This window comes from Micromonospora chokoriensis, assembly GCF_900091505.1.
In the GTDB taxonomy this organism is placed as follows: Bacteria; Actinomycetota; Actinomycetes; order Mycobacteriales; family Micromonosporaceae; genus Micromonospora; species Micromonospora chokoriensis.
The window spans coordinates 4,825,282-4,848,270 of the sequence record NZ_LT607409.1 but is presented as its reverse complement, the minus strand read 5'-3'; the positions used below and the strand labels follow the sequence as shown (position 1 = coordinate 4,848,270).

The 22,989-nt window shown below is 70.0% G+C and carries 22 protein-coding genes; 12 read left to right on the top strand and 10 right to left on the bottom strand.

From position 1 onward, the window contains the following. Positions 1–150: 150 nt before the first annotated feature. The gene (locus GA0070612_RS22435) at positions 151–960 is read right to left on the bottom strand and encodes a GntR family transcriptional regulator (protein ID WP_197699218.1); all 810 of its coding nucleotides are present in this window, start codon (positions 958–960) and stop codon (positions 151–153) included. Positions 961–1,072: 112 nt separating this feature from the next. Then, positions 1,073–1,942 (bottom strand): PAC2 family protein, encoded by an 870-nt coding sequence (locus GA0070612_RS22430; protein ID WP_088989707.1) that lies wholly within the window; start codon positions 1,940–1,942, stop codon positions 1,073–1,075. Positions 1,943–2,219: 277 nt separating this feature from the next. Here GA0070612_RS22430 and metH point away from each other — a divergent pair, with 277 nt between their 5' ends. The 7 genes from metH (at position 2,220) to GA0070612_RS22395 (ending at position 8,687) form a co-directional block, all read left to right on the top strand. Beyond that, a complete protein-coding gene (gene metH / locus GA0070612_RS22425) occupies positions 2,220–5,720 on the top strand; it encodes a methionine synthase (RefSeq protein WP_408630577.1) in 3,501 nt (1,166 codons plus the stop codon). Positions 5,721–5,929: 209 nt separating this feature from the next. Further along, positions 5,930–6,199, top strand: a complete 270-nt coding sequence (locus tag GA0070612_RS22420; RefSeq protein ID WP_088989706.1) for a DUF6959 family protein — start codon at positions 5,930–5,932, stop codon at positions 6,197–6,199. Between the two features lie 72 nt (positions 6,200–6,271). After that, positions 6,272–6,499: a suppressor of fused domain protein gene (locus GA0070612_RS22415; protein ID WP_088989705.1), complete on the top strand. Its 228-nt coding sequence runs from the start codon at positions 6,272–6,274 to the stop codon at positions 6,497–6,499. Beyond that, entirely contained in the window at positions 6,466–6,615 is a 150-nt protein-coding gene (locus GA0070612_RS33075; RefSeq protein ID WP_088989704.1) for a suppressor of fused domain protein, read from the top strand. The genes GA0070612_RS22415 and GA0070612_RS33075 overlap by 34 nt, the downstream gene beginning before the upstream one ends. Before the next feature lie 181 nt (positions 6,616–6,796). Further along, positions 6,797–7,360 carry a dihydrofolate reductase family protein gene (locus GA0070612_RS22405; protein WP_088989703.1) on the top strand — a complete coding sequence of 188 codons (564 nt, stop codon included), beginning with the start codon at positions 6,797–6,799 and terminating at the stop codon, positions 7,358–7,360. A gap of 67 nt (positions 7,361–7,427) precedes the next feature. Further along, complete coding sequence (locus GA0070612_RS22400) at positions 7,428–7,772, top strand: hypothetical protein (protein ID WP_157742568.1); 345 nt, start codon at positions 7,428–7,430, stop codon at positions 7,770–7,772. Between the two features lie 393 nt (positions 7,773–8,165). Further along, positions 8,166–8,687, top strand: coding sequence for a hypothetical protein (locus tag GA0070612_RS22395; protein ID WP_088989701.1), 522 nt, complete (start codon positions 8,166–8,168; stop codon positions 8,685–8,687). A gap of 119 nt (positions 8,688–8,806) precedes the next feature. Here the strand turns inward: GA0070612_RS22395 and GA0070612_RS22390 are convergent, their stop codons facing one another. Continuing rightward, positions 8,807–9,232: a DUF6924 domain-containing protein gene (locus GA0070612_RS22390; RefSeq protein ID WP_088989700.1), complete on the bottom strand. Its 426-nt coding sequence runs from the start codon at positions 9,230–9,232 to the stop codon at positions 8,807–8,809. 548 nt (positions 9,233–9,780) lie between these two features. Next, positions 9,781–10,500, bottom strand: a complete 720-nt coding sequence (locus tag GA0070612_RS22385) for an SDR family oxidoreductase (RefSeq protein ID WP_088989699.1) — start codon at positions 10,498–10,500, stop codon at positions 9,781–9,783. Between the two features lie 146 nt (positions 10,501–10,646). Here GA0070612_RS22385 and GA0070612_RS22380 point away from each other — a divergent pair, with 146 nt between their 5' ends. Both GA0070612_RS22380 and GA0070612_RS22375 read left to right on the top strand, forming a co-directional pair. Then, positions 10,647–11,501 carry a LysR family transcriptional regulator gene (locus tag GA0070612_RS22380; protein ID WP_088989698.1) on the top strand — a complete coding sequence of 285 codons (855 nt, stop codon included), beginning with the start codon at positions 10,647–10,649 and terminating at the stop codon, positions 11,499–11,501. Between the two features lie 57 nt (positions 11,502–11,558). Next, complete coding sequence (locus tag GA0070612_RS22375; RefSeq protein WP_088989697.1) at positions 11,559–12,008, top strand: GNAT family N-acetyltransferase; 450 nt, start codon at positions 11,559–11,561, stop codon at positions 12,006–12,008. Here GA0070612_RS22375 and GA0070612_RS22370 read toward each other — a convergent pair. Both GA0070612_RS22370 and GA0070612_RS22365 read right to left on the bottom strand, forming a co-directional pair. Further along, positions 11,965–12,909 (bottom strand): NAD-dependent epimerase/dehydratase family protein, encoded by a 945-nt coding sequence (locus tag GA0070612_RS22370; protein ID WP_088989696.1) that lies wholly within the window; start codon positions 12,907–12,909, stop codon positions 11,965–11,967. The genes GA0070612_RS22375 and GA0070612_RS22370 overlap by 44 nt on opposite strands. Positions 12,910–12,973: 64 nt before the next feature. Then, positions 12,974–14,005, bottom strand: coding sequence for a trypsin-like serine peptidase (locus GA0070612_RS22365; RefSeq protein WP_157742567.1), 1,032 nt, complete (start codon positions 14,003–14,005; stop codon positions 12,974–12,976). Positions 14,006–14,206: 201 nt separating this feature from the next. Here GA0070612_RS22365 and GA0070612_RS22360 point away from each other — a divergent pair, with 201 nt between their 5' ends. The 3 genes from GA0070612_RS22360 to GA0070612_RS22350 all read left to right on the top strand — a co-directional run bounded on the left by GA0070612_RS22360 (position 14,207) and on the right by GA0070612_RS22350 (position 16,312). Then, positions 14,207–14,635 carry a VOC family protein gene (locus tag GA0070612_RS22360; RefSeq protein WP_088989694.1) on the top strand — a complete coding sequence of 143 codons (429 nt, stop codon included), beginning with the start codon at positions 14,207–14,209 and terminating at the stop codon, positions 14,633–14,635. Positions 14,636–14,717: 82 nt separating this feature from the next. Further along, positions 14,718–15,302 (top strand): hypothetical protein, encoded by a 585-nt coding sequence (locus tag GA0070612_RS22355; RefSeq protein ID WP_088989693.1) that lies wholly within the window; start codon positions 14,718–14,720, stop codon positions 15,300–15,302. Between the two features lie 65 nt (positions 15,303–15,367). Beyond that, positions 15,368–16,312 (top strand): acyltransferase domain-containing protein, encoded by a 945-nt coding sequence (locus GA0070612_RS22350; protein ID WP_088989692.1) that lies wholly within the window; start codon positions 15,368–15,370, stop codon positions 16,310–16,312. Positions 16,313–16,398: 86 nt separating this feature from the next. On the opposite strand, the gene GA0070612_RS22345 is transcribed toward GA0070612_RS22350, so the two are convergent. The 4 genes from GA0070612_RS22345 to GA0070612_RS22330 form a co-directional block, all read right to left on the bottom strand. Further along, positions 16,399–19,230, bottom strand: a complete 2,832-nt coding sequence (locus GA0070612_RS22345; RefSeq protein WP_088989691.1) for a PQQ-dependent sugar dehydrogenase — start codon at positions 19,228–19,230, stop codon at positions 16,399–16,401. A gap of 83 nt (positions 19,231–19,313) precedes the next feature. Then, the gene (locus GA0070612_RS32940; RefSeq protein WP_088989690.1) at positions 19,314–20,525 is read right to left on the bottom strand and encodes a ThuA domain-containing protein; all 1,212 of its coding nucleotides are present in this window, start codon (positions 20,523–20,525) and stop codon (positions 19,314–19,316) included. Positions 20,526–21,304: 779 nt separating this feature from the next. Beyond that, the gene (locus GA0070612_RS22335; RefSeq protein ID WP_088989689.1) at positions 21,305–22,021 is read right to left on the bottom strand and encodes an alpha/beta fold hydrolase; all 717 of its coding nucleotides are present in this window, start codon (positions 22,019–22,021) and stop codon (positions 21,305–21,307) included. Positions 22,022–22,129: 108 nt separating this feature from the next. Then, complete coding sequence (locus GA0070612_RS22330) at positions 22,130–22,939, bottom strand: CPBP family intramembrane glutamic endopeptidase (protein ID WP_088989688.1); 810 nt, start codon at positions 22,937–22,939, stop codon at positions 22,130–22,132. Positions 22,940–22,989 lie beyond the last annotated feature (50 nt).

Genomic DNA, 22,989 nt, shown 5'->3' with positions numbered 1-22,989 from the left:
TCGGCGACTCGGAGACGATCAAGGCTAGCCGGCGCCGACCGACGGTCCACGTGGGCTGTCGCGCTCGACCGTGCGCCCGGACAGCGCCGTCGACGCACACTACCCGGGCGGGCGCCAGGGACGGGGTGTAGCGCGGGGCGTGCGTGGGGGTCAGCCGAGGACCAGGCCGGGGTCGGGTTCGGGGTCGGGGGTGGGGCCGGGGATCTTGTACTCCTCGGTGAGGGTGGTCATCGGGCCGGGCCAGGTCGCCTGGGCCACCTCGATCGGTTTGCGGTGTGCGTCGTACGCGATGTGCAGCAGGTGCAGCACCGGGGTGTCCGGCCGGATCTGGAGGGTCTCGGCCTCCTCCCGGCTGGGCTGGCGGGCGCTGATCGTGTCGGTGGCCGAGACGTACCGTCGGCCGGTGACCTCTTCGGCCTCCTGGTAGAGGGGTCGGCCGAACGCCTCGGCGCGCTCCAATGAGGTGCCAGTGGTGTCGCGGGGCAGGAACCAGGAGGCGCCCACCTCGACGGGGGAGTCGTCGGTGCGGACGAGGTGCCGGCGGCAGAGCAGGTTGGTGCCGTCGGAGACGCCGAACGCGTCGGCGACCTCGGCGGGCGCGGGGGAGAGGCCGACGGAGACGAGCTGTTGCCGGTATCGGGCGGCCAGGTCGGTGTGGTAGCCGCGGAAGCCGCCGTACCGCCCTCGGGAGAGCCGGTTGAGTCGGCGGCGGGTGCCCCGGACGTACGTACCGGAGCCGGGTTTGGTGATCAGGATGCCCTCGACCCGCAGCTGGTCGACGGCGCGTTGCACGGTCTGCTTGGCGACGCCGAACATCTCGGCGATGGCCGGGATGGACGGCAGGCGCTCGCCCGGCCCCCAGTCGCCGCGGCGGACCTGGGCTTTGAGCTGCGCGGCGATCTGTCGGTGCGGGAACTCGGCGGCCCCGGGATTGATCTGCACACCCACCTCCTTGATCATGATCACATCTAGGTTCCTAGGATGCCTTAGAGGGTGTGACGGCGCTACCCCGGACACGCCAAAACGGGCCCCCGGACCACAAAAGGTCCGAAGGCCCGCAGCGGGGGACGTGCTACCAGGAACCGGCGGTGGGGCCGGCTGAACCGCCCCGTCGGCGCAGGTACTTCTCGAACTCCTGGGCGATCTCGTCACCGGTCAACGGGGTGATGCCCTCGTCGCCGACCCGTTCCTCCAGCTCGCGCACGTATTCGCCCAGCTCGGCGTCCTGCTCGGCGGCGCTGCGCACCCGCTGCTCCCACTCGGCCGACTCCTCGGCCAGGTCCGCCATCGGCACCGGAAGGTCGACGACCTCCTCCACCCGGTGCAGCAGGGCGAGGGTGGCCTTCGGGCACGGCGGGTTGTTGGCGTAGTGCGGGACGTGCACCCAGAACGACACGGCGTCCACCTCGGCGCGGGCGCAGGCGTCGTGCAGCACACCCACGATGCCGGTCGGCCCGTCGTAGCGGGTGGGGGTGAGTTGGTAACGCTCGGCGGCCTGCGCGTCGGACGCGCTGCCGCTGATCGGCAGCGGTCGCGTGTACGGAACATCGGCGAGCAGCGCGCCGAGCAGCACGACCCGTTCCACCTCGAGGCTGTGGCAGATCTCCAGCACCTGCTCGCAGAACGTGCGCCAGCGCATGCTCGGCTCGATGCCGCGGATCAGCACCACGTCCCGGTCGGTGCCCTCCGGGCTGGCCACCATGAACCGGGTCGTCGGCCACTCCACCCGGCGGGTCTCGCCGTCGGCCATCGTGATGGTGGGCCGGCTGACCTGGAAGTCGTAGAAGTCCTCCGGGTCCAGCTCGGTGATCTGCCGGGCGCTCCAGACCTGTTCCAGGTGCTCGACCGCGGCGGTGGACGCGTCGGCGGCGTCGTTCCAGCCCTCGAAGGCGGCGATCGCCACCGGGGACCGCAGCACCGGCAGTCCGTCGAACTCGGTCACGCCGTCACCTCACCCTGCTCGTCGCGGTCGGCGCCGGGATCGCGCCCGGTCGTCGTACCGTGTGGCACAGTGGCGTCCCTGTTGTCCTTCACGTCCGCCAGCCTACGTGCCGGGCAGGGATGCGGCCCGTCGGCCGCGCCGGTCCACCGGTCCGGCGACCGGTCATACACGAACGAACCAGACATGGTGATCCCGCTGACACAATATGGGATCGCGCGCCGAGGGGCGTCGAGTGCGATGAGGACCGCACTAACCTGAACTGGTGCGGACTTCGTTGATGGATGTGCTGGCCGACCGGATTCTCATCGCCGACGGGGCGATGGGCACGATGTTGCATGCCGCGGACCTCACACTCGACGACTTCGAGGGTCTTGAGGGGTGCAACGAGATCCTCAACGTCACCCGGCCGGACGTGGTGCGCGGCGTGCACGACGCCTACCTGGCCGCCGGCGCGGACTGCGTGGAGACCAACACGTTCGGCGCCAACCTCGCCAACCTCGCCGAGTACGACATCCCGCAGCGCATCCGGGAGCTGTCCGAGGCGGGTGCCCGGATCGCCCGGGAGGCCGCCGACGCGGCCAGCACCCCGCAGCGACCCCGGTTCGTGCTCGGCTCGATCGGGCCGGGCACCAAGCTGCCCACCCTCGGGCACGCGGGCTACGCGACCCTGCGCGACGCGTACCAGGAGAACGCCGCCGGTCTGATCGAGGGTGGCGTGGACGCCCTGATCATCGAGACGAGCCAGGACCTGCTCCAGGTCAAGGCGGCGGTGGTCGGCGCGAAGCGGGCGATGGTCGAGCTGGGCCAGTCGGTGCCGATCATCTGTCACGTGGCCATGGAGACCACCGGGACGATGCTGGTGGGCAGCGAGATCGGTGCCGCCCTGGCGGCGATCGAGCCGCTCGGGGTGGACCTGATCGGGCTCAACTGCTCGACCGGCCCGGCGGAGATGAGCGAGCACCTGCGGTACCTGTCGCAGCACTCCCGCGTCCCGCTGTCGGTGATGCCGAACGCCGGCCTGCCGGTGCTGACCGCCGACGGCGCGTACTTCCCGCTGACCCCGGTGGAGCTGGCCGAGGCCCTGGAGCGGTTCGTCACCGACTACAGCGTGGGGCTGGTCGGCGGTTGCTGCGGCACCACGCCGGAGCACATCCGGGTGTTGTCCGAGCGGCTGCACGGCCGCGTCGCCCCGGCCCGTGAGGCCCACCACGAGGCGGGTGTCTCCTCGGTGTACCACCCGGTGCCGTTCGCCCAGGACGCGTCGGTGCTGATGGTGGGGGAGCGGACCAACGCCAACGGGTCGAAGGCGTTCCGGGAGGCGATGCTCGCCGGCGACTGGCGGGCCTGTGTGGAGATCGCCCGCAGTCAGGCCCGGGACGGCTCGCACCTGCTGGACCTGTGCGTCGACTACGTGGGCCGCGACGGCACGCAGGACATGCGGGAGCTGGCCGGCCGGTTCGCCACCGCGTCCACCCTGCCGATCATGTTGGACTCCACCGAGCCGGCCGTGGTCGAGGCCGGGCTGGAGATGCTCGGTGGCCGGTGCGTGGTCAACTCGGTGAACTTCGAGGACGGTGACGGCCCCGACTCCCGGTACGCGCGGGTGATGCCCATCGTGCGTGAGCACGGCGCGGCGGTGGTGGCGCTGCTCATCGACGAGGAGGGGCAGGCCCGGACGAAGGAGTGGAAGGTCCGGGTCGCCACCCGACTGATCGACGACCTGACCGGCCGGTGGGGGATGGACCGCGCGGACATCCTGATCGACGCGCTGACCTTCCCGATCGCCACCGGTCAGGAGGAGACCCGCCGCGACGGCCTCGAGACGATCGAGGCGATCCGGGAGATCGCCCAGCGGTACCCGGGGGTCAACTTCACCCTGGGTATCTCGAACATCTCCTTCGGTCTGAACCCGGCGGCCCGGCAGGTGCTCAACTCGGTGTTCCTGCACGAGTGCGTGCAGGCCGGTCTGACCTCGGCCATCGTGCACGCCAGCAAGATCCTGCCGATGTCGAAGATCCCCGAGGAGCAGCGCGAGGTCGCCCTGGACCTGGTCTACGACCGGCGTCGCGAGGGGTACGACCCGGTGCAGCGTTTCCTCGAACTCTTCGAGGGCGTGGACGTGACCAGCGCCCGGGCCAGCCGGGCGCAGGAGCTGGCGGCGCTGCCGCTGGACGAGCGGCTCAAGCGGCGGATCATCGACGGTGAGCGCAACGGCCTGGAGGCCGACCTGGACGACGCGATGGCCGGCGGCCGGTCCCCATTGTCGATCATCAACGACATCCTGTTGGACGGCATGAAGGTGGTCGGTGAGCTGTTCGGCTCCGGCCAGATGCAGTTGCCGTTCGTGCTCCAGTCGGCCGAGGTGATGAAGACCGCGGTGGCCTATCTGGAGCCGCACATGGAGACCACCGAGGACGGCGGCAAGGGCCGTATCGTGCTCGCCACGGTGCGCGGCGACGTGCACGACATCGGCAAGAACCTGGTCGACATCATCCTGTCGAACAACGGCTACGAGGTGGTGAACATCGGCATCAAGCAGCCGATCAACGCCATCCTCGACGCGGCCGAGCAGCACCGCGCCGACGCGATCGGCATGTCCGGGCTGTTGGTCAAGAGCACCGTCATCATGAAGGAAAACCTGGCCGAGATGGCCACGCGCGGGGTCGCGGAGCGCTGGCCCGTCCTGCTCGGTGGGGCGGCGCTGACCCGCGCGTACGTCGAGGACGACCTGCGGTCGATGTTCCCCGGCCAGGTGCACTACGCCCGGGACGCGTTCGAGGGCCTGTCCCTGATGGACAAGGTGATGACCGCCAAGCGCGGCGGCGCCCCGGTGATCGACCCGGAGCGGGAGGCCGCCCTCGCGGCCCGGCGTGCCCGTCGGGAACGGCAGCGCACCATGGTGACCGAGTCGCTGCCCGAGCTGCACGACTCCTCCGTCCGCTCCAATGTGGCAGTGGACGTGGAGGTGCCGACGCCGCCGTTCTTCGGCACCCGGGTGGTCAAGGGCGTGCCGATGGCGGATTATGCGGCGCTGCTCGACGAGCGGGCCACGTTCCGCGGGCAGTGGGGCCTCAACGGGGCCCGGGGCGGCAAGGGGCCCTCGTACGACGAGCTGGTCGAGACCGAGGGCCGGCCGCGTCTGCGGTACTGGCTGGACCGGCTGATCGCCGACCAGGTGCTTGAGGCAGCCGTGGTGTACGGCTACTTCCCCGCGTACTCCGAAGGCAACGACCTGGTGGTGCTCGACGAGAACGGGCACGCGGAGCGCGCCCGGTTCTCCTTCCCCCGGCAGCGGCAGGAGCGGCGGCTCTGCCTGGCGGACTTCTTCAAACCCAAGGGCGACCAGCTCGATGTGGTCGCGTTGCAACTGGTCACCGTCGGGCAACCCGTCAGCGAGTACGCGGCGAAGCTGTTCGCCCGCAACGAGTACCGCGACTACCTGGAGGTGCACGGGCTGTCGGTGCAGCTCACCGAGGCCCTCGCCGAATACTGGCACCGGCGCGTCCGCGCCGAGATGACCCTGCCCGACGGCCGTCCGCTGGGCCACGACGACCCGACCGACCTGGCCGGTCTGCTGCGCAACGACTACCGGGGCTGCCGGTACGCGTTCGGCTACCCGGCCTGCCCCGACCTGGAGGACCGGGCGAAGATCGTGGACCTGCTCGGCGCGGACCGGATCGGTGTCGAGCTGTCCGAGGAGTTCCAGCTCATGCCGGAGCAGGCCACCGACGCGATCGTGGTCCACCACCCGGAGGCCAGCTACTTCAACGCCAAGTAGCGTCAGAGGCGATCAAAGGGGCCGCTGTCCTGCGGCAACGGAGATCGCCTCTCTCTGTTCGAGGACAGGTGGAGCGCGACGGGCCCGAGAGCCCGTTGCCGGCCCGGGCACCCACCCAAGCGCCCTGACCGCCGTCTTAAGGAGACAGTCGACCGGGGTGGGGAGACCTCCCTTGGACGATGGTCGAGTGGTGCTGGAATCCTGCTCAGATGAGCCAGGACCAAGCGCAGGTGCTGTCCCGTGGTACGAACTCTGCCGTCGTGCAGCTTTCGGGTAGGGCATTCCCCGGCATCCACCTCCAGGGCGATACGTTCGCTGCCCTTTTGGTACAGCTGGCCGACGCGGCGCGCCTACTACGCCTTGACCCTGGCAACCGCGCACCTCTCGACGAGCTGGACGACGCAGTCGGAGAGTTGGAGCGCTTCCTCGGCTTCTACGAAGCGACGCTCTCGGAGCGAGGGATCCGGCGGCCGTACTGATACGGCGGTCACCGGCGGAAGCGCACCTCGAAGACCACCGTCGGTCGGACCGGCTGGGGATACGAGCTGACGATGCGCGTACCCCTGGGCGCCGACGAACCTCCCGCGTGGTCCCTGCGTCTGCTCGAACGACTGGTCGATTACGTGTTCACCAGCGGCAGGCCCTTCACCGAAGGCCATCGCATGGACCCGGCCGGCCCGATCACGGGCCTGGCGACCACCCGGCTTCGCGCACTGGCCTTCGCTGCCGACCCTGAACTGCGCTCATCGACTCCCCGTACGGCTCGGCGCGGTTCCTGACCGTCGTCGGGATCACCGCAGACGAACTGGACCGCATGAAGGCCACCACGACGGCCGAGATACTGAGCGAGCATGGCGACCGCTCGCCCATGCTCGTTACCGATCCGACGCGATAGCCCTCACCCGCAGCACAGCAGCAGTCGAGCACGTGGTGTGGGCCGCGAGCGTCAAGCATGTCCCGTGGCGGAACGGACGCCGAGCCTCTGAGCCGTGGTCGTGCTGCCTCCGGGCCTGCCAACAGCTCTCACGGCGTGGTGGCCTGTACGGCGAGGAGCCGCGTACGGGAGGCTCATCACCATGCGGAGACTGACCTTCGGTATGAATCTGAGTCTGGACGGCTACATCAACGCTTCGGATGGCGACCTGGGCTGGTGTGTGCCGAGCGACGAGCTGTTCCAGTGGTGGTCCGACCGGGTGGAGGCGACGGGCACGGCACTGTACGGGCGCAAAGTGTGGGAGGCGATGAGCTCCCACTGGCCGACCGCCGACCAGCGGCCGGGTGCCACACCGGCGGAGGTCGAGTACGCCCGTCGCTGGCGGGACATGCCGAAGGTGGTGTTCTCCTCGACGACCAGCGCGGTCGACTGGAACGCCCACGTGGTCACCGGCAACGCGGTTGCCGAGATCAGCCGCCTCAAGGCCGAGGACGGCGGCCCTCTGGATATCGCCAGCGCCACCCTCGCCGCGGCGGCCATGCGGGCCGGGCTGATCGACGAGTACGCGGTCGTGACCCATCCGGTCCTGGTGGGTGGGGGCACGCCGTTCTTCGCGACAGTGGACAACTGGGTGAACCTGACCCTGCTGGAGACCCGGACGTTCCCTGGCGGCGTGGTGTTGACCAGGTATGAGACCAGGCGCTGAGCAACCCCGTCCACGAGCCTGTGCCTGACCCCAAAGCCGAGCGTCCGGGGCTGCGATGATGGCTGCCGTGAGTCAGACGGTGGGATGGGACCATATGATCGAAAGCGCTCGTGTCAGCTTCATGTTCGGCCAGGGCGACGACCCGGAGACGGCGGACAACATCGATGCGCACGTCCACCTCGCCGACGGCACCCATCGCTACGCCACCTTCATGACGACGGTTGAGATCGGCCGGCTCCTGCGAAGGTGGGCTGAGACCGGGGAGGCGGGCGGCGGTCAGTACTTCTGGTGCTCCGACCTGGTCATCATTCCGAGACCCGGGGTCGAGGCAATGGTGGCGGCCCTGGAGGAAATGATCCGGACCGGCGACATCGACGTGATGCTCAGCAAGGTGGAGGACAGATCGAGCTGAGCGCTGGGCTTCTCTGAATCGTGTGTCGGTCGAGCTGGTCCGCATGCACCCGGAACAGGCATTGCCCGTTCTCGGCTTCGACCCCGTGCGGTGCCGTTGAGACGACGAGCGCACCGGCGTCTCGGCCGACGACGGTGCACAACATGTGAACAGGTGCAGGCAGGCGAGAGTCGAGGCGCGACGTGTCAGCCGTGAAGACCGGAACCTTGTCGATGAAGTACCACGACGTGTTGTTGGCGTCGACAAGGCGTACCCGCACCCAGCCCGGGAAGTCCCGACTGACCCACGAGATTGCTTCGCAGCGGAGGTGGGCTTCTTCGGGAGTCACGAATCGATCGTGCCGGCTTGCTTGCGGGGGTGGCAACAGTGCCGAGGCAACGGCATGATCACGTGATGTTTTCCTGGCCGACGTGGGGTGAGTGGTTGGCGACCCTCCCGCCGGATGTCCGCGCTTCTGCCGTATCGCTCGCAGAGAGGTTCACAGAGCTTGGGGCCCAGGATCCGGAGGAATGGGCCAGGTCGGAGATCGGCGAGAACATTCCGCAGCTCGCTCGGTTCATGGTTCTGCGCGCTTTGTGGCGGGAGGCAATATCCCCTTGGGTGGATGCCAGCTCTCTGAGCGACGTGGCAGCCGCGCAGCGGCTGATTGAGGCCGGCGCAAATCCTCACGACGTGCTGCTGGTCGCGCGAGCTGGGGCGTACGAGGCGATCGTCGCGGCGGTGTGCGTCCTCGACGAGGGTGGGGATCCGGACGCGCACGAGACCGACCCCGGCTGGCACCTGATGGAGACGGACGCGGAGTGCAACCCGACGGGTCGCGAGATCGGAGGGCTCCATGAGTCTCTGGGGGAGACCGACCCGGCCGGCAACGAGGGTGCCGACCTTGGGAACGACACCTCCCGGTGTTCGGCATAGGCGCTGCCGACCATCAACCATCCGGTGTGGCTGCTCGTGCCGCAGATCAAGTCGATTGCCGAGGGGACGCCACGCCGGGCTTCAATCTCCGCTCCGTAAAGAGGTCCCAGACCAGGACGTCAGTCTCCGTCGAAGCCCCGGTACGTGACAGACTCGTCGACGGCGTCGGCGAACTCGGAGAAGTCCATGTTCGCCATGGTGAGGTTCGTCGAGACATCCGCGTACCAGCGGGGTGGCACCCGGAAGGTGCGGCCGGGCTCGTCCGACAGGTCGAGTGCGAGAAGTGGGCGTTCCACGTCGGCCATCGTGGTCGCGTCGGCGAGGAAGAGGTACGTGAGCTTGTCGTCGCTGCTCGCCGCGTTGTCCGCGTCGACCAGCTCTTGAAGGCTCACGCCCGCGTACGTCGGGTCGCTGGCGAAGGTGGCGGAGTCTGCCCCCTCCCAGGTGCGTAAGGCCGCCTTCACGGAGGCCCAGGCAGCATCGTTGGTGAAGTCCGTACGGAGCACCAGCGACGTGAGGTCCTCAGGTTGAGGCAGGGAGATCACGATGCGAATCCTTCTCCGTCCCTCCGCTGGGTGGCCAGCCGGCTGACGATCGAGACGGGCGTCCGCAGGGCGCGCTCCACGTCGGCGCCTGAGTGGACGACCACCGCGTCGGCGCGAAGGTCCTCGGGAAGATGCTGCCGCTGCCGGACAGCCGTTGAACTCCGGCTCACCACTTTCCGCCCCACCAGAGCGCTATCGTCACCAGGGCACCCACCAGGACCACACATCCGAGCCCCGAGCAGATCAGCGCGGCCATGCCAGCGAAGGCTCCGGTGTCCATGGCCGGACTGTAGCTCCCGCATCGGGGCCTGATCGCTGCGGGTCGACGACGCGAGCGGCACGCCGATCGCCCTGGGTGCGCTGACGGTGGGCGGGGTGGCCCACGCGACGGACCGGCTGCTGCGGGTGTCGAGAACGGCCGGGCGGCTCCGACCCGGAACGTCAGGGATGTAGGGGCCTCACGAGCGGCGGACACCACCACATCCCCGACGTTGCGAGGATCTCGGCGCCGGTGCCGACGTCGAGATCCGTGCGACGGGTGTCGCGGGTCAGGCGAGGAGCGTGCCGCCGTCCACGGTCACGATCGTGCCGGTGGCGTAGGTCGACCGGAGGAGGTACGTGAACGCCTCGGCGACCTCCTCGGGTTCGCCCACCCGGCCGAGCGGTAGTGATGCGCTGAGCTGGGCGTACATCTGCTCTCGGGTTTCCTCGGGCAGCGAGTCCCACAGCGGTGAGCGGATGACGCCGGCGGAGACGGCGTTGACCCGGATCGGGGCGAGTTCGACGGCGAGCGAGCGGACCAGCGCGTCGATCGCCCCGGTGATGCTGGACGCCACCGACCAGCCCGCGGTGGGCCGGTGGTTGGCGGTGCCGGTGGTGAGGGTGATCGACCCGCCGGGTCGCAGGTGGGGCAGTGCCGCGTTGACCGCCGCCAGGCAACCGAAGTAGCGCAGGTCGAAGGCGGTACGGGCGGTGGCGAGGTCGAGGGCGTCGACGGACATCAGCGCGAGCGGTTCGCCGGCGGTGAAGACGAGGTGGTCGAACGGGCCGAGCCCCTGGAACAGGCGGGACACGTCGGCGGGGTTGGTGAGGTCCGCGACGTACCCCTGGGTGCCGCCCGGCAGGCTGGCGAGGGCGCGGTCCACGCTGCGCTGGTTGCGGGAGGCGACCACGACCTGGGCGCCCTCGTGGGCGGCCCGGGTGGCGGTGGCGAGCCCGATTCCCGAGGTTCCGCCGAGGACGACGACGCGCTGGTCGGTGAGGGTCATGCTCGGGTCCTTCCGGATGGTGTTTCGCTGACGGTTACCACCGTGCGTCGGTGCGGGCATTCGTGTCCAAGACCTCTTTCACCTGCTGTGATACCCGACGGGTATCGTGTGGTGGGTCAGGTGCGTACGAGGCGGACGGAGGGCCGGTGGACGTCGATCTGCGCAAGCTCCGCTACTTCGTGGCGGTCGCGGAGGAGTTGCACTTCGGCCGTGCCGCCGCCCGGTTGCACATCGCCCAGCCGGTCCTGTCGCGCCAGATCCGGGCGTTCGAGCACGAACTACGCGCCGAGCTCTTCGTCCGGGATCGCCGCTCCACGGTGCTGACCGAGGCCGGCCGGCAACTGTTGGCCGACGCCGGTCCGCTGCTCGCCTCGGCCGACGCGCTGCGCCGGCGGGTGCAGCGCGCGGCGCACGGCCGGCAGACGTTCACCATCGCGTTCATGCCGGGCATCATCGTCACCGCCGAGGCCCGCGCCATCGCCCAGCTGCACCCCGATCTGGCCGTCGGTGTCCTCCGCACCTCCTGGGACGACCAGGCCGAGGTGGTCCGCGAGGGGCGCGCCGACGTCAGCTACGTACGGCTTCCGGTCGACCACCGTGGTCTGCGCCTACGCCCGCTGTTCACCGAACCCCGGGTCGTGGTCCTGCCCGACGAACACCGGCTGGCGGGTAAGGAGTCGGTCGACCTCGCCGAGCTGGTCGAGGAGCGCCTGCTTCAGGACCCGGACGCGGTGCCCGAGTGGCGGGACCTGCCGAACCGGCCGGTCGACTCCGATCCCCGCCCCCGGCCCGAGCTGAACTCCGTCGAGGAGAAGCTGGAACACGTCGCCGCGTACGCCGGTGTGGTGATCCTGCCGCTGTCGACCGCGACGTTCTACACCAGGCCGGGCGTCGTCCACGTGCCGGTCGACGACCTCGGGCCCAACCAGGTGTGTCTGGCCTGGGCCGAGGACAACCGGTCACCGCTGGTGCGGGAGTTCGTCGAGATCGCCGCGCGCTGACGCCGCACCGCGAGCCCGCGCACCGGCCCCGATGGGGGTTCTGGTTAGGCTCCGGGCGTGTTCCGTGCGGCAGGACCTGACGACCTCACGCAGATCATCCACCTCTACCGGCAGCTGAACCCGGACGATCCGGTGCTGGACGACGGCTCCGACCGGGCGGCCTACCAGCGGATCCTCGACACCCCCGGGCTGAGTCTGTTCGTCCTCGACCTGGACGGTGTCGTCGTCGCCACGACCTACCTCAACGTGATCCCCAACCTGAGTCGGTCGGCGTCGCCGTACGCCGTCATCGAGAACGTGGTCGTCGAGGAATCCCGGCGGGGCACCGGTTTGGGTCGGCAGATCATGGCCGGCACGCTCCAGGCCGCGTGGGACGCGGGCTGCTACAAGGCGATGCTGATGACCGGCTCGCGCACTCCCGCGACCCACGCGTTCTACCGCGCCTGCGGGTTCGCACCCGACGTCAAGACGGCGTACCTCGCTCGACCGCCGGCGTCGGACGGCTAGCGAAGGTCTCGCGGAGCGCGACGTCCAGCGACCGGCCGGTCGTCGGCTCGATGAACAGGTCGGTGAGCAGCAGGTCGGCGACGTAGGTGGGGTTGACCCCCGACTCCTTGCCCCCGAGGCCCTGCAACGCGCCGCCGAGGCGCAGGGCGGCTCGTGCCGCGCCGGCCGGTAGCCGGGCGACCCGGCGGCGTCGACCGACCGCCTCGGCGATGCGCGCGAGCATGTCGGGCCAGGTGAGGTTCTCGTCGGCGACCGGGATGTCCGCCCCGCTGGCCTGCTCAAGAGCGTCGGCCGCGACCTCGGCCACGCTGCGCGCCGAGGCCGCGGCGCTTCCGCCGGTCGGTGCGACCAGAGGTGTACGCGAGCGCGCCCACCGGTCCAGCGGACCGGCCCAGTTCGGCAGCCGGTCGCCGGCCCGACCGAAGACGAAGGGCAGCTCGAGGACGGCGACCGGCAGATCCGGACCGGCCGCCGCCCGTCCCTCCCGGGCCTGCTCGACACGGCACCGGATGTACGTGTGCCGCTCGGGCAGCCGCCACTGCGGATGCAACCTGTCGAAGTAGGTGTAGTACGAACCCATCACCACCCCACGGGTGAGGCCCTGCTCGCGGGCGGCGGTGAACAGGCGTACCACCGGGTCGACGTTGTCCCGGCGGAACTGCGGGTAGATCGGCTTGGGCAGCGGCCGCTGCTCGTCGGTCCGGGTGGCGTACACGACGCCGTCGTGACCGGCGAGCAACGACCTCAGGTCCTCCGGGGAGGCGGACCCGACGTCCAGCAGGTGGTCGACACCAGGATGCGAGGTACGCGCCACAGCGGTCGTGGCGTGACCGCGCTGACGCAGCACCTCCACCACATGAGCACCGATCAGGCCGCTGCCACCCACCACGAGTATCCGCACGCACCATCGTCCACTCTGGAGGTGTGTCCTTGTCAACCCACGACCGTCGCCGGCGCAGCGTCGGTCACTGCTTGTTCTTCGCCACGTTGTAGATGTCCAGCACGTCGTCGTCGAAGTAGGGGCCGTACATGTTGCCGGAGAACGTGTACGACATCACCGAGTTGACGAACCCGAACCGCAGATCGTTGTCCCAGGCACGCAGGAACGGGCCGCCGCTCGCGCCCTCGTTGAGCGGGCAGTCCTTCAGCTTGATCCGCTGCGCGCCGGCGGCCTTGGTGGTGCCCTGGTCGTAGTACTGCGACTCGCCGTCGTACGGCGGCTTCCCCGGGTAACCGAGCAGCAACACCGAGAGCTTCTTGGACTGGTTGACGCTGAGCCCCTGCCCGCCGGTCACGTGCACGAGCCGCTTGCCGTTCCGCGGGTGCATGGTGACGAAGGCGAAGTCCCACCAGAGGAAACCGTAGTCGACCCACCCCTCGACCGAGGTGAACTCCTTGGCGAACCAGAGGCCGTGCACCGCGACGCCGTCGGTGAACTCCGGCGCGTACGCCCAGTTGTCGTACCAGACGGACCCGCCGTCGCCGGGGTGCACGCAGTGACCGGCGGTGGAGACCAGATTCGCCTGCGGGTTGTTGATGGTCGCGCCGGAGCAGAAGAAGTCCTCGTTGTGGTGCGTGAAGAAGACCCGCCCAACGCCGGGTGAGGCGTTCACCGCCTGGGTTGTCCGGCTGGTGCCGCTGGCGGCGACGCGCAGACCGGCGGCAGCCGGCGACCGTGGGGCCGCGGGCTCCGCGACGTCGCGCGGCGCACCGACGCGGCCGGGGCGGTCGGCAGCCTCCCCGTCGGGGGCGTCGACCCCGTCCGGCAGGGGAGCGGGCCGTGCCGCTCGCATCCGTTCGGGCGTCCAGTAGGCGTCGCCCACGGCCGCCGCGGTGTCCGCGTCGGTCGACGGCCGTCCGTTGATGGTGGCGCGCCCTTCGGCGACCGTCGCGGATCCGTTCGGCGCGGCGGTGCCGGCCTGCGCGGGGGCCTGCGCGACGGTGACGCTGGCCAGCAGCATGATGCCCACCGAGGCGAATCCGAGTTTCCTGCGCACGTGACCTCCCGGGGATGGCGGCCGGAGACGGTCGCTCCGACGTCGCGCCGTCCACGCTAGGTGTCCGTGCGCGATCCACAGTGGTCGTGTCTGATGCGTTCAGTGACGGGTGCCTGACTGCGCAACGCGCCGGTACGCCAGCGCCGCGAGGTGCGACCGCCGCGAGGTGCGACGACAATGGGCGCCCGGAGGTGATCGGTGATGAGCGATCAGGAGAGCGTCCCCCGGTTGGGTTCGGTGGTGCTGGACGGCACCGACGCGCGGGTGTTGGCCGAGTTCTACCGACACCTGCTCGGCTACGTCTACCGGCCCGGCGACGAGCCACCGGCGGCCGGTCAGGACGACGAGCGTGGTCGTGACTGGCTGGTCCTGAGGTCCCCCGACGGCAGCACCCAGCTCGCGTTCCAGCAGGTGGATCACCTGCCGGAGGCGACCTGGCCGAAGAACGACGTGCCTCAGCAGCTGCACCTGGACCTCACCGTGGAGTCCGTCGAGGACCTGCTGGTGCAGCACGAGCGTGTCCTGCGCCTCGGTGGCCGGCTGCGCTACGACCGCATCGAGGATCCCGTCGAGCCACTACGGGTGTACGCCGACCCGGCCGGTCACCCGTTCTGCATTCTGGTGGGGTAGTGGCGGCGAGGGCACCGTCCGTGGCCGGCAGATGGCATAGGTTCGACATGCCGAACACCATCGTCGGGAAACGGGGACGAGGATGCCCGAACCGCGCGCCTTCTGGCTGGACGAGCAGTTCGACCGCGAACACGGCAGCGACGGACGCGGCCGGTACGAGGCGGAGGTGCTCCGTCGGATCGGCGAGTTCGACGAGATCTGGGGTGACTTCGCGCCCGTGGCCTTCGCGGCGACGGCCTGGCGGGTGGCCACCGACCTGTCGCCGGGCTTCGTCCGCTGGCACCGGCGGATCATCTCGGCGACCTGCGCCCGCAGCCCGTGGGACGGCAGCATGGTCTGCGCGGTCACGGTGGCCTCCCGCTGGCCCGCGGAGCTGACCTGGACCAGGCAGTGGCAGCGCGACCGGGGCTGGCGGGACTGGCCGCAGCTGTTCGGTCAGTTCACCACCCCCACCGAGCAGGACCAGACGCGCAGTCCGCATCTGCGGGCGCTGCTCCAGGTGGAGGCGCCGCTGCCGCTCGACGGTCTGCCGCCGACACCCACCGGGCCGGACGACGACGTCACCACCGCGGCGCGTCGGGCGGTCGTGGTGCTGACCCGGGAGCTCAACGAACTGCTGGCACCGATGATCGGGCAACTCGACACCGAAGTGCCCGCCGACTCCTGACGTACCGGGCCCGGGCCGACATCGCGGGCACCATCGGAGGACCGAACGCCGGTAGGGTCGTCGCCGTGGATCCGCACGACATCGCCGCCCGGCTCGCAGTGCCCGTCGAGGAGGTCGACCGCGTCGCGCAGCTCGCCGGCGATCGACCGTCGGTTCCGCTGCCCGCCAGGGCCGACGCTCCTGAACTGCTCGATCGGCTCGCGGTCCGGCCGGACGACGCCGCCGAGATCATGCAGGGCTGGCCGGACCCGTCCTCGCCCCTCTGGACGCCCGAGCTGCGCTGGTTGCTCGACCGGTCGATCGCCCTGGTCCACGCCGACCTCGGCGGCCACGGTTGGCTGTCGCCCGGTCCGGAGTTGCCCCGCGAGCGGGGTCCCGCCTGGCGGCATCTCTACGTGTACGCGTACCTCGCCCTGGTCGACGTCGCCCGGGCCTACCACCGGGACCACGGCGTCCCCGACGACGTGTCGTGGCGCAGCCTCGCGGACCTCGGCCGCAACCTCGCGATCGACCGGCGGATGCGCGGTGAGGGCTGGCCCGTCATGCAGAGTTGGCTGACGCTGCACGTGCGCGGCAGCATCTACGAGCTGGGCCGGCTGCAACACCACCCCGGCGACACGGCCATCGGCCTGCACGTTCCCGACGCGGGGCCGTTGACCCCGGAGGCGGTCGCGGCGTCGCTGGACGAGGCGCGGGTGTTCTTCGCGCGCCACTTTCCCGACGAGACCTACACCGCGTTCTCCTGCGGCTCGTGGCTGCTCGACCCGCAGTTGCGGGAATACCTCCCCGAGGGGTCCAACATCGTCCGGTTCCAGCAGATGTTCGAGCTGGTTCCCTACGAGGCGAAGGACGGCCCGGACGCCGACGTCGAGGTGCTGCGGTTCGTGTTCCGCACGCTGAGCACCCCACTGGACCGGTTGCCCCGCCGCACCGCGCTCCAACGCGCGATCGTCGACCACCTCAGGGCCGGTCGACACTGGCACTGGCGGCACGGGCACTTCGCGAAGTAGGGCCTGTCCGCTAGGACAGGCCCTACTTCGGAAGGAGTGGATCGGTGGGCCCGGCCCGTCACCGACCGGGCCGGGCCCACCGCCGGTCAGCCGGTGGTCAGGATGAACTTCTCCCAGGCTCCGACCGACGTACGGTTGGCGATCAGTGATCCGGCCCCGGCGTTCTCCGCGCACACCAGCTGGCTGTTGACAGTGGCCCGCAGGCTCACCGTCCCGTCCGAGTTGGTGACGAGCTGGAACCTCTCCGACGTCCCGATCGACGAGGCGTTGGCGACCAACGCCCCGGCGCCCGAGTTCGTGGCCGACACGTAGAGCCCGTTGGCGCGCGACCGCAGCGCGATGGCACCGCTGCCGGCGTCCACCCGGTCGAACTGCTCGGTCGTGCCGACACTGGCCTTGTTGGCGATCAGCGCGGTGGAGCCGACCGCCGACACGTACTGGTTGTTGACCTGCGCCCGGAGGGTCGTCACCGGGGTGCTGTTACCGGTGCCGGTGGCGAAGGTGAACGCGTCGACGTCGAACAGGTAGCCGGAGCCACCCTTGAAGACCAGGTACAGCGTGGTCGACGCGCTCGGCGGGTTGCTGATCGTGCCGGACACCTCGGTGAAGGTCTCCCAGTTGCCGGTCACCGGCACCGTCACGGTGCCCAGCAGGGTGCCGGTCGCCGACCCGGCCCGGACCTCGATGGTGCCGCCCGCGCCGGCCGACGACGCCCGCACGGTGATGCGGTTGGCGTTGGCCAGGTTGTACGGCTGGTACGAGATCCAGTCGTTGTTCTCGATGAACCCGGCGGTGCGGCCACCCTCGGCGTTGGTGTGGTCGGTGGCCTGGACGCCGGACTGGGCACCGAAGTGCTCACCCTGGCGGTGCTTCGGCTGCAGCGTCTTGATGCTGTGCGTGGTCAGCCCGCCGTTGTCGGTGTAGGCGGCGTCGAAGACCCCGTAGATGTTCGCCGCCGAGTCGTGCTCGCCGTCGGTCGGCACGGTGATCGAGCCGCTGCACCCGTTCTTCGAGGTGATCTGGTGGGCGTGACTGTCGTGACCCAGCGCGTAGGTCAGGCTCACCCGGGAACAGTCGATCGTGCCGTCCTGCGGGTCGCTCACACTGATCTGGTACGACACGGTGTCACCGAAGCTGAACAGTTGCCCGTCGGCGGGCGAGGTGAGCGTCACCGTGGGGGCCGTGTTCCCCACGGTGATGACGAGGCTCGCCGTGCCGGTCAGGCCGGTCGGGTCGGTGACCCTCAGGGTGGGGGAGTAGGTGCCGTTCGTGGTGTACGTCTTGGTGGGGTTCGCCGCCGTCGACGTGGTGCCGTCGCCGAACGTCCACAGGTAGCTCAGCGCCCCACCCTCGGGGTCGGAGCTGCCCGCCGACGAGAAGTTGACGGTCAACGGGTTGGCCCCCGACGTGGGGTTCGCCGAGGCGACCGCGATGGGGTTGCGGTTACCGCCGCCGATGTACTCGATCCGGAACAGCGCCTGGTTGTTCGACCCGGTGCCGTAGTCCAGCACGTACAGCGCCCCGTCCGGGCCGAAGGCCATGTCCATGACCTGCGTGCCGGACCACGGGAAGTTGGAGATCTCTCCGCGCGAGCCGTCGGCGTTGACGGCGATCGCCTTGATCCAGCGGCGGCCGTACTCACCGGCGAAGAACTGGCCGTTGAGCGACTGCGGGAACTTGACGCTGGAGTTCAGCGACGCGTCGTACCGGTAGACCGGGCCGCCCATCGGCGACTCGGATCCGCTGCCGAACTCCGACGGCGAACCGGAGTCACCGGCGTACTTGATCCAGGCCGGCCTCGCCGCGGGGAGCGTGCCGAGACCGGTGTTGCGGAACGAGTTGTTGGTCGGCCCGCCCGTGCAGTTGTACTTCGACTGCGACGGCCCGGACGGGAACGTGTATTCATTGTATGTTTCGGAGCTGGTGTTGGCGCCGGTGCAGTACGGCCAGCCGTAGTTGCCCGGCGAGGCGATGCGGTTGAACTCGACCTGACCCTGCGGGCCGCGGTTGGAGTTCGTGGACCCGGCGTCCGGGCCGTAGTCGCCGAGGTAGACGACGCCGGTGGCCTTGTCGACGCTCATCCGGAACGGGTTGCGCAACCCCATCGCGTAGATTTCCGGGCGGGTGTTGGCCGTGCCGGGCGCGAACAGGTTGCCCGACGGGATGGTGTACGTGCCGTCGGCCTGCGGCTTGATCCGCAGCACCTTGCCCCGCAGGTCGTTCGTGTTCGCCGAGGTGCGCTGGGCGTCGAACTGCGGGTTGCGGTTGGTCCGCTCGTCCAGCGGCGCGTAGCCCGACGACTCGAACGGGTTGGTGTCGTCGCCGGTGGTCAGGTACAGGTTGCCGGCGGCGTCGAAGTCCAGGTCACCGCCGACGTGGCAGCACTGACCACGGTCGTTGGCGACCTGGAGCACGATCTTCTCGCTGTCCAGGTTGAGCGTGTCGTCGGAGTTGAGGGTGAACCGGGACAGCCGCAGGTGTCCCTTCCACCGGTCCCAGTCGGACTGCGAGCCGGTGGTCGGCGCGTCCCCGGACGGGGTGCTCAACGAGGGCGAGTAGTACAGGTAGATCCACCGGTTGGTGGCGAAGCCGGGGTCGACCGCGACGCCCTGCAACCCCTCCTCGTCGTGGGTGTAGACCGACAGGGTGCCGGAGGTCTTGGTGTTGCCGGCCACGTCGGTGACCCGCAGGACGCCGTTGCGGGCGGTGTGCAGGACCGAGCGGTTGGGCAGGACGGCCAGGGACATGGCCTCACCCAGCTCGGCGGAGCCGGTGGCGAGCTTGATCTGCTGGTAGTCGGAGGCGGGGATCACCGCAGCCTGCGCGGTGGACGGTGCGGCAACGGCCAGGGCCACGCTCGTGGCGGCGGTGAGCGCCGCCATGAGGGCCCGGGACCAGCGCCGGGGTTTCACGAACATGATCGTCCTTTCTCGACGATCGGGGGCCGGGCGTGCGGGGGCGCACCACGGCCGGAGGGGGTGGTGAGTGAGCCGCGGCGCGGTCAGTTGGTGACGAGGTCGAACTTCTCCCACTGCCCGATGGAGGTCCGGTTGGCGATCAGCGGGGAGGAGCCACCGTTGTCGGCGGCGACGTACCGGCTGTTCACCGTGGCCCGCAGGCTGACCGTGCCGTCGGAGTTACGCACGAGCTGGAACGTCTCCCAGGCGCCGGCGGTGGCGCGGTTGGCGATCAGCGCGGCGGCACCGGCGTTCTCGGCCGCGACGTACTGCCCGTTGCTCTTGGCGCGCAGCGCCACGTTGCCGTTGGCGAGGTTGACCACGTCGAACCGCTCGCTGGTGCCGGCGGAGGCCTTGTTGGCGATCAGCGCGGTGGTGGAGTTGGGCGCGCTGACGAACTGGTTGTTGGCCCGGGCCTTCAGGGTGGAGCCGCTGGCGGTCGGCGGCGGGGTGGTGGGCGGCGGGGTGGTGGGCGGCGTGGTCGTCCGCGGCGAGCAGTCGGCGGTCACCGCACCCGCGGCGACCTGGAGGCCGCCCAGCAGCATCCGGGTGAAGTTCGGGTCGGTGTACGACGCCTCGGTGTGGCCCAGACCCGTGTACCAGGCCCGACCGCCGCCGTACGCCTTGCACCAGGTGATCGGGTGGTCGCCCCTCATGTTGCCGCCGCTGTAGGACGACTCGTCGAGGTTGGCCAGGACCCGCGCGCTCGACCGGGGGTTGGTGCGGTAGTTGTACCACTCGTCGGAGCGCACCCACGTCGCCGGGAGGTGGGCGGTCGACGGGTTGGTGTTGTCCTCGATGCGTACCGTCGCGTTCTGGATCGCCGGGTGCGAGTCGAAGTACGCGCCGACGAGCTGGCCGTAGAACGGCCAGTTGTACTCGGTGTCGGCGGCGGCGTGCACGCCGACGTATCCACCGCCGGCGGCGATGTACGACTCGAAGGCCGTCTGCTGGGTGGAGTTGAGGACGTCACCGGTCGTGGACAGGAAGACCACCGCCTGGTATTGGGCCAGGTTGGAGGTGGTGAACTGGTTGGAGTCCTCGGTGGCGGTCACGGTGAAGCCGTTGGCCGAGCCGAGTTGCTGGATCGCGGCGATGCCGTTCGGGATGGACGAGTGGCGGAAGCCGGCGGTCTTGCTGAACACCAGGACCTTGGTCAGTGGTGCCGCCGAGGCCGGTGTGGTGAGGATTGCCAAGCTGGCCAGCATCACGGCCATGCCGGTGACGAGTGCCAACAGGCGGGAACGGGAACGCATGGGGGTGCTCCTCTGCTGAGCGTCGACCCTGGCGCGCGCGTCACGTGGGCGTGCGAGCTCGCCGAGGCCGCGATGGCGGTGGTACGGAGCCGGGCCGCCGATGCTCGGCTGAGGTGCTGCGGGGTGGTGCCGTGCCGGTGGAATCGTCCCGCAGGGGGTGTGCGCGACGCTGCGCCGTGCGGGTTGCCGTGCCGGTGCTCCCCGCCCGCCGAGGGGGGAGCATCGCGTCGCTACCGACAGTGCCAGGAGACGGCTGGCGCACCGGCGTCGACCGATCGCGATCGCACCGCCGAGGAGCCTGCCCGCCCACAGTGGACGGACGAAGCCCATCGACTTCTATCGCTGACGCAGTAAACCTCCGATGTCTCCGCGCCGTCAAGCCCACCCCGGTCGGCGTCGACCGCCCGAGGCGGGTATTCCCGCCGCCTTTCCGGTCACCGCAGGTCCGACAGACCGACGCGGAGCCAGGTGGTGTCGACGAAGGCGTGCAACTGCACAGCACGAGTCGGTGCTGTCGGAAGTGGCCGCGGGTGCGTGGACGTGTGCGATCCCGTCGCGACGAGTGTCCCGGCGGCCCGCAGGTGTATCGGTGGGAGCCTTTGGAGCTGAATCGTTTGTGGCATCACGGCCACGTATCGGTGACGCCAGGCAGTGGTCTCTCGGCGGGGCGATGGGTCGTACCTCGATTGTTCCTGGGTAGGGCTGGCCCCGCTGGCGGCTGAATCGTTTACGACATCAGCTCCATAGCGGCGGTCGGTGGTAATGCCCTTCCGGCCCGGTCATCCCTGGCCGGACGGTGCGGGACTGTCCGTCCCTCTGGTGGCCATGATGATGAGGTCGGCGATCGTCTCCGGGTGGGTGACCATGGCGAGGTGGGAGGACTCGACCTCGATCGTGGTCGCGTTCATCCGCTCGGCCAGGAACCGTTCCAGCTCGGGTGCCGTGGTGCGGTCCTGGGTGGAGACGGAGTAGTAGCAGGGCTTGTCGCGCCAGGCGGCGACGGTCGTACGGCCCGTGAAGAGGCCGTCGGCGATCGGCCCCTGCGCCGCGTAGAGCGAGCGGGCGCGGACCTCGTCGACACCGCCGGCGAAGTCGTCGAGGAACGCCGCCTCGCTGAGCTGTGCGTAACCGTCGCGGTGGACGAGACCGGCGTTCGCCGGGGGCGTCGGATACTGGGCCGCGAGGGCGGCGTAGTCCTCGCCGGCGTCCGGGGCGCGGGCGGCGACGTACACCAGGGCGGTGACGTTCGGGTGGTTGCCGGCCTCGCTGATGACCGTGCCGGCCCAGGAGTGGCCCACCAGCACCGTCGGCCCGTCCTGGCGGTCGAGGGCGCGGTTGGTGGCGGCGACGTCGTCGGCCAGGGTGGTCAGCGGGTTCTGCACCGCGGTGACGGTCAGGCCGGCCCGCTGGAGGATGGGGATCACGTCGGACCAGGACGAGCCGTCGGCGTAGGCGCCGTGCACCAGGACGACGTTGCTGGCAGGCTCGGGGCTCATTCGGACCTCCTCCGCAGGAGACGACGCGGTGCCACCGCTGACAACTCTCGCCTGACACTCTTCCGCAGGCCGACCGGGTCGGAGGGCCGAACGCGGAGGTTCAGCCGGTCACCGGGCCGGCTCTGGTGCGACCGCCCGCCAGTCCAGGTGGTGCCGGTAGAGGTGTCGTACGACGATCCAGCTGACCGAGAACGGGATGGCCCCCATCGCCACGACTCCCAGGATGTCGGAGCCGACCACGTCGAAGACCGCCCCCACGTCGCCGAACAGTTGCGCGACGGTCTGGAAGGCGACGTGGAAGCCGATGCCCGCCCAGATGTCGCCGGTCGCGGTCCGGAAGGCGCCCAGCAGGAGCGCGAAGACGAAGAAGAGCGCGAGCCGGTCGACGGACCGGGCGGCCCCGACGAGGAACCCGAACAGTGTGAACAGCACGGCCTGCCCGACGGCGGCCTGCCACGCCGGCAGCCGGGTGGCGAGGTTGCGCTGCAGGTAGCCCCGGAAGATCAGCTCCTCCGGCAGCGCCTCCTTGAGGAACACGAGCACCACCAGCAACGCCGCCACGCGCCACACGTCGCCGACGGACGTCCGCACGCTGATCTCGACCCAACCGAGGCCGAGGCAGAGCACGAACCCCACCCCGGCGGGGACCAGCCAGCAGACCATGCCGAGCAGCAGACGCCGCCAGCCCTCGCGCAGCGACGGCAGTCCGAGGCCGGCCCACGGGCGTCGGTCCAGGAGGCGACGGGCGACAACCACCAGGGGTACGGCGAGCACCGTGGTGAGGACGGCGCCGACGGCGTGGGCGCCGCGATCGTAGTCGCCGCCGAGCAGGGCCCTCACTGACAGCCACACCAGCACGGCGCCGGCGGACACGACGAGGATCCGCCAGGGCAGGGCGAGACGAGGTCCGGCGCTCACCTCGCGCAGCGTAGCCAGCGGCGTCAACGGCCAGTGTGCGGCCCGACACT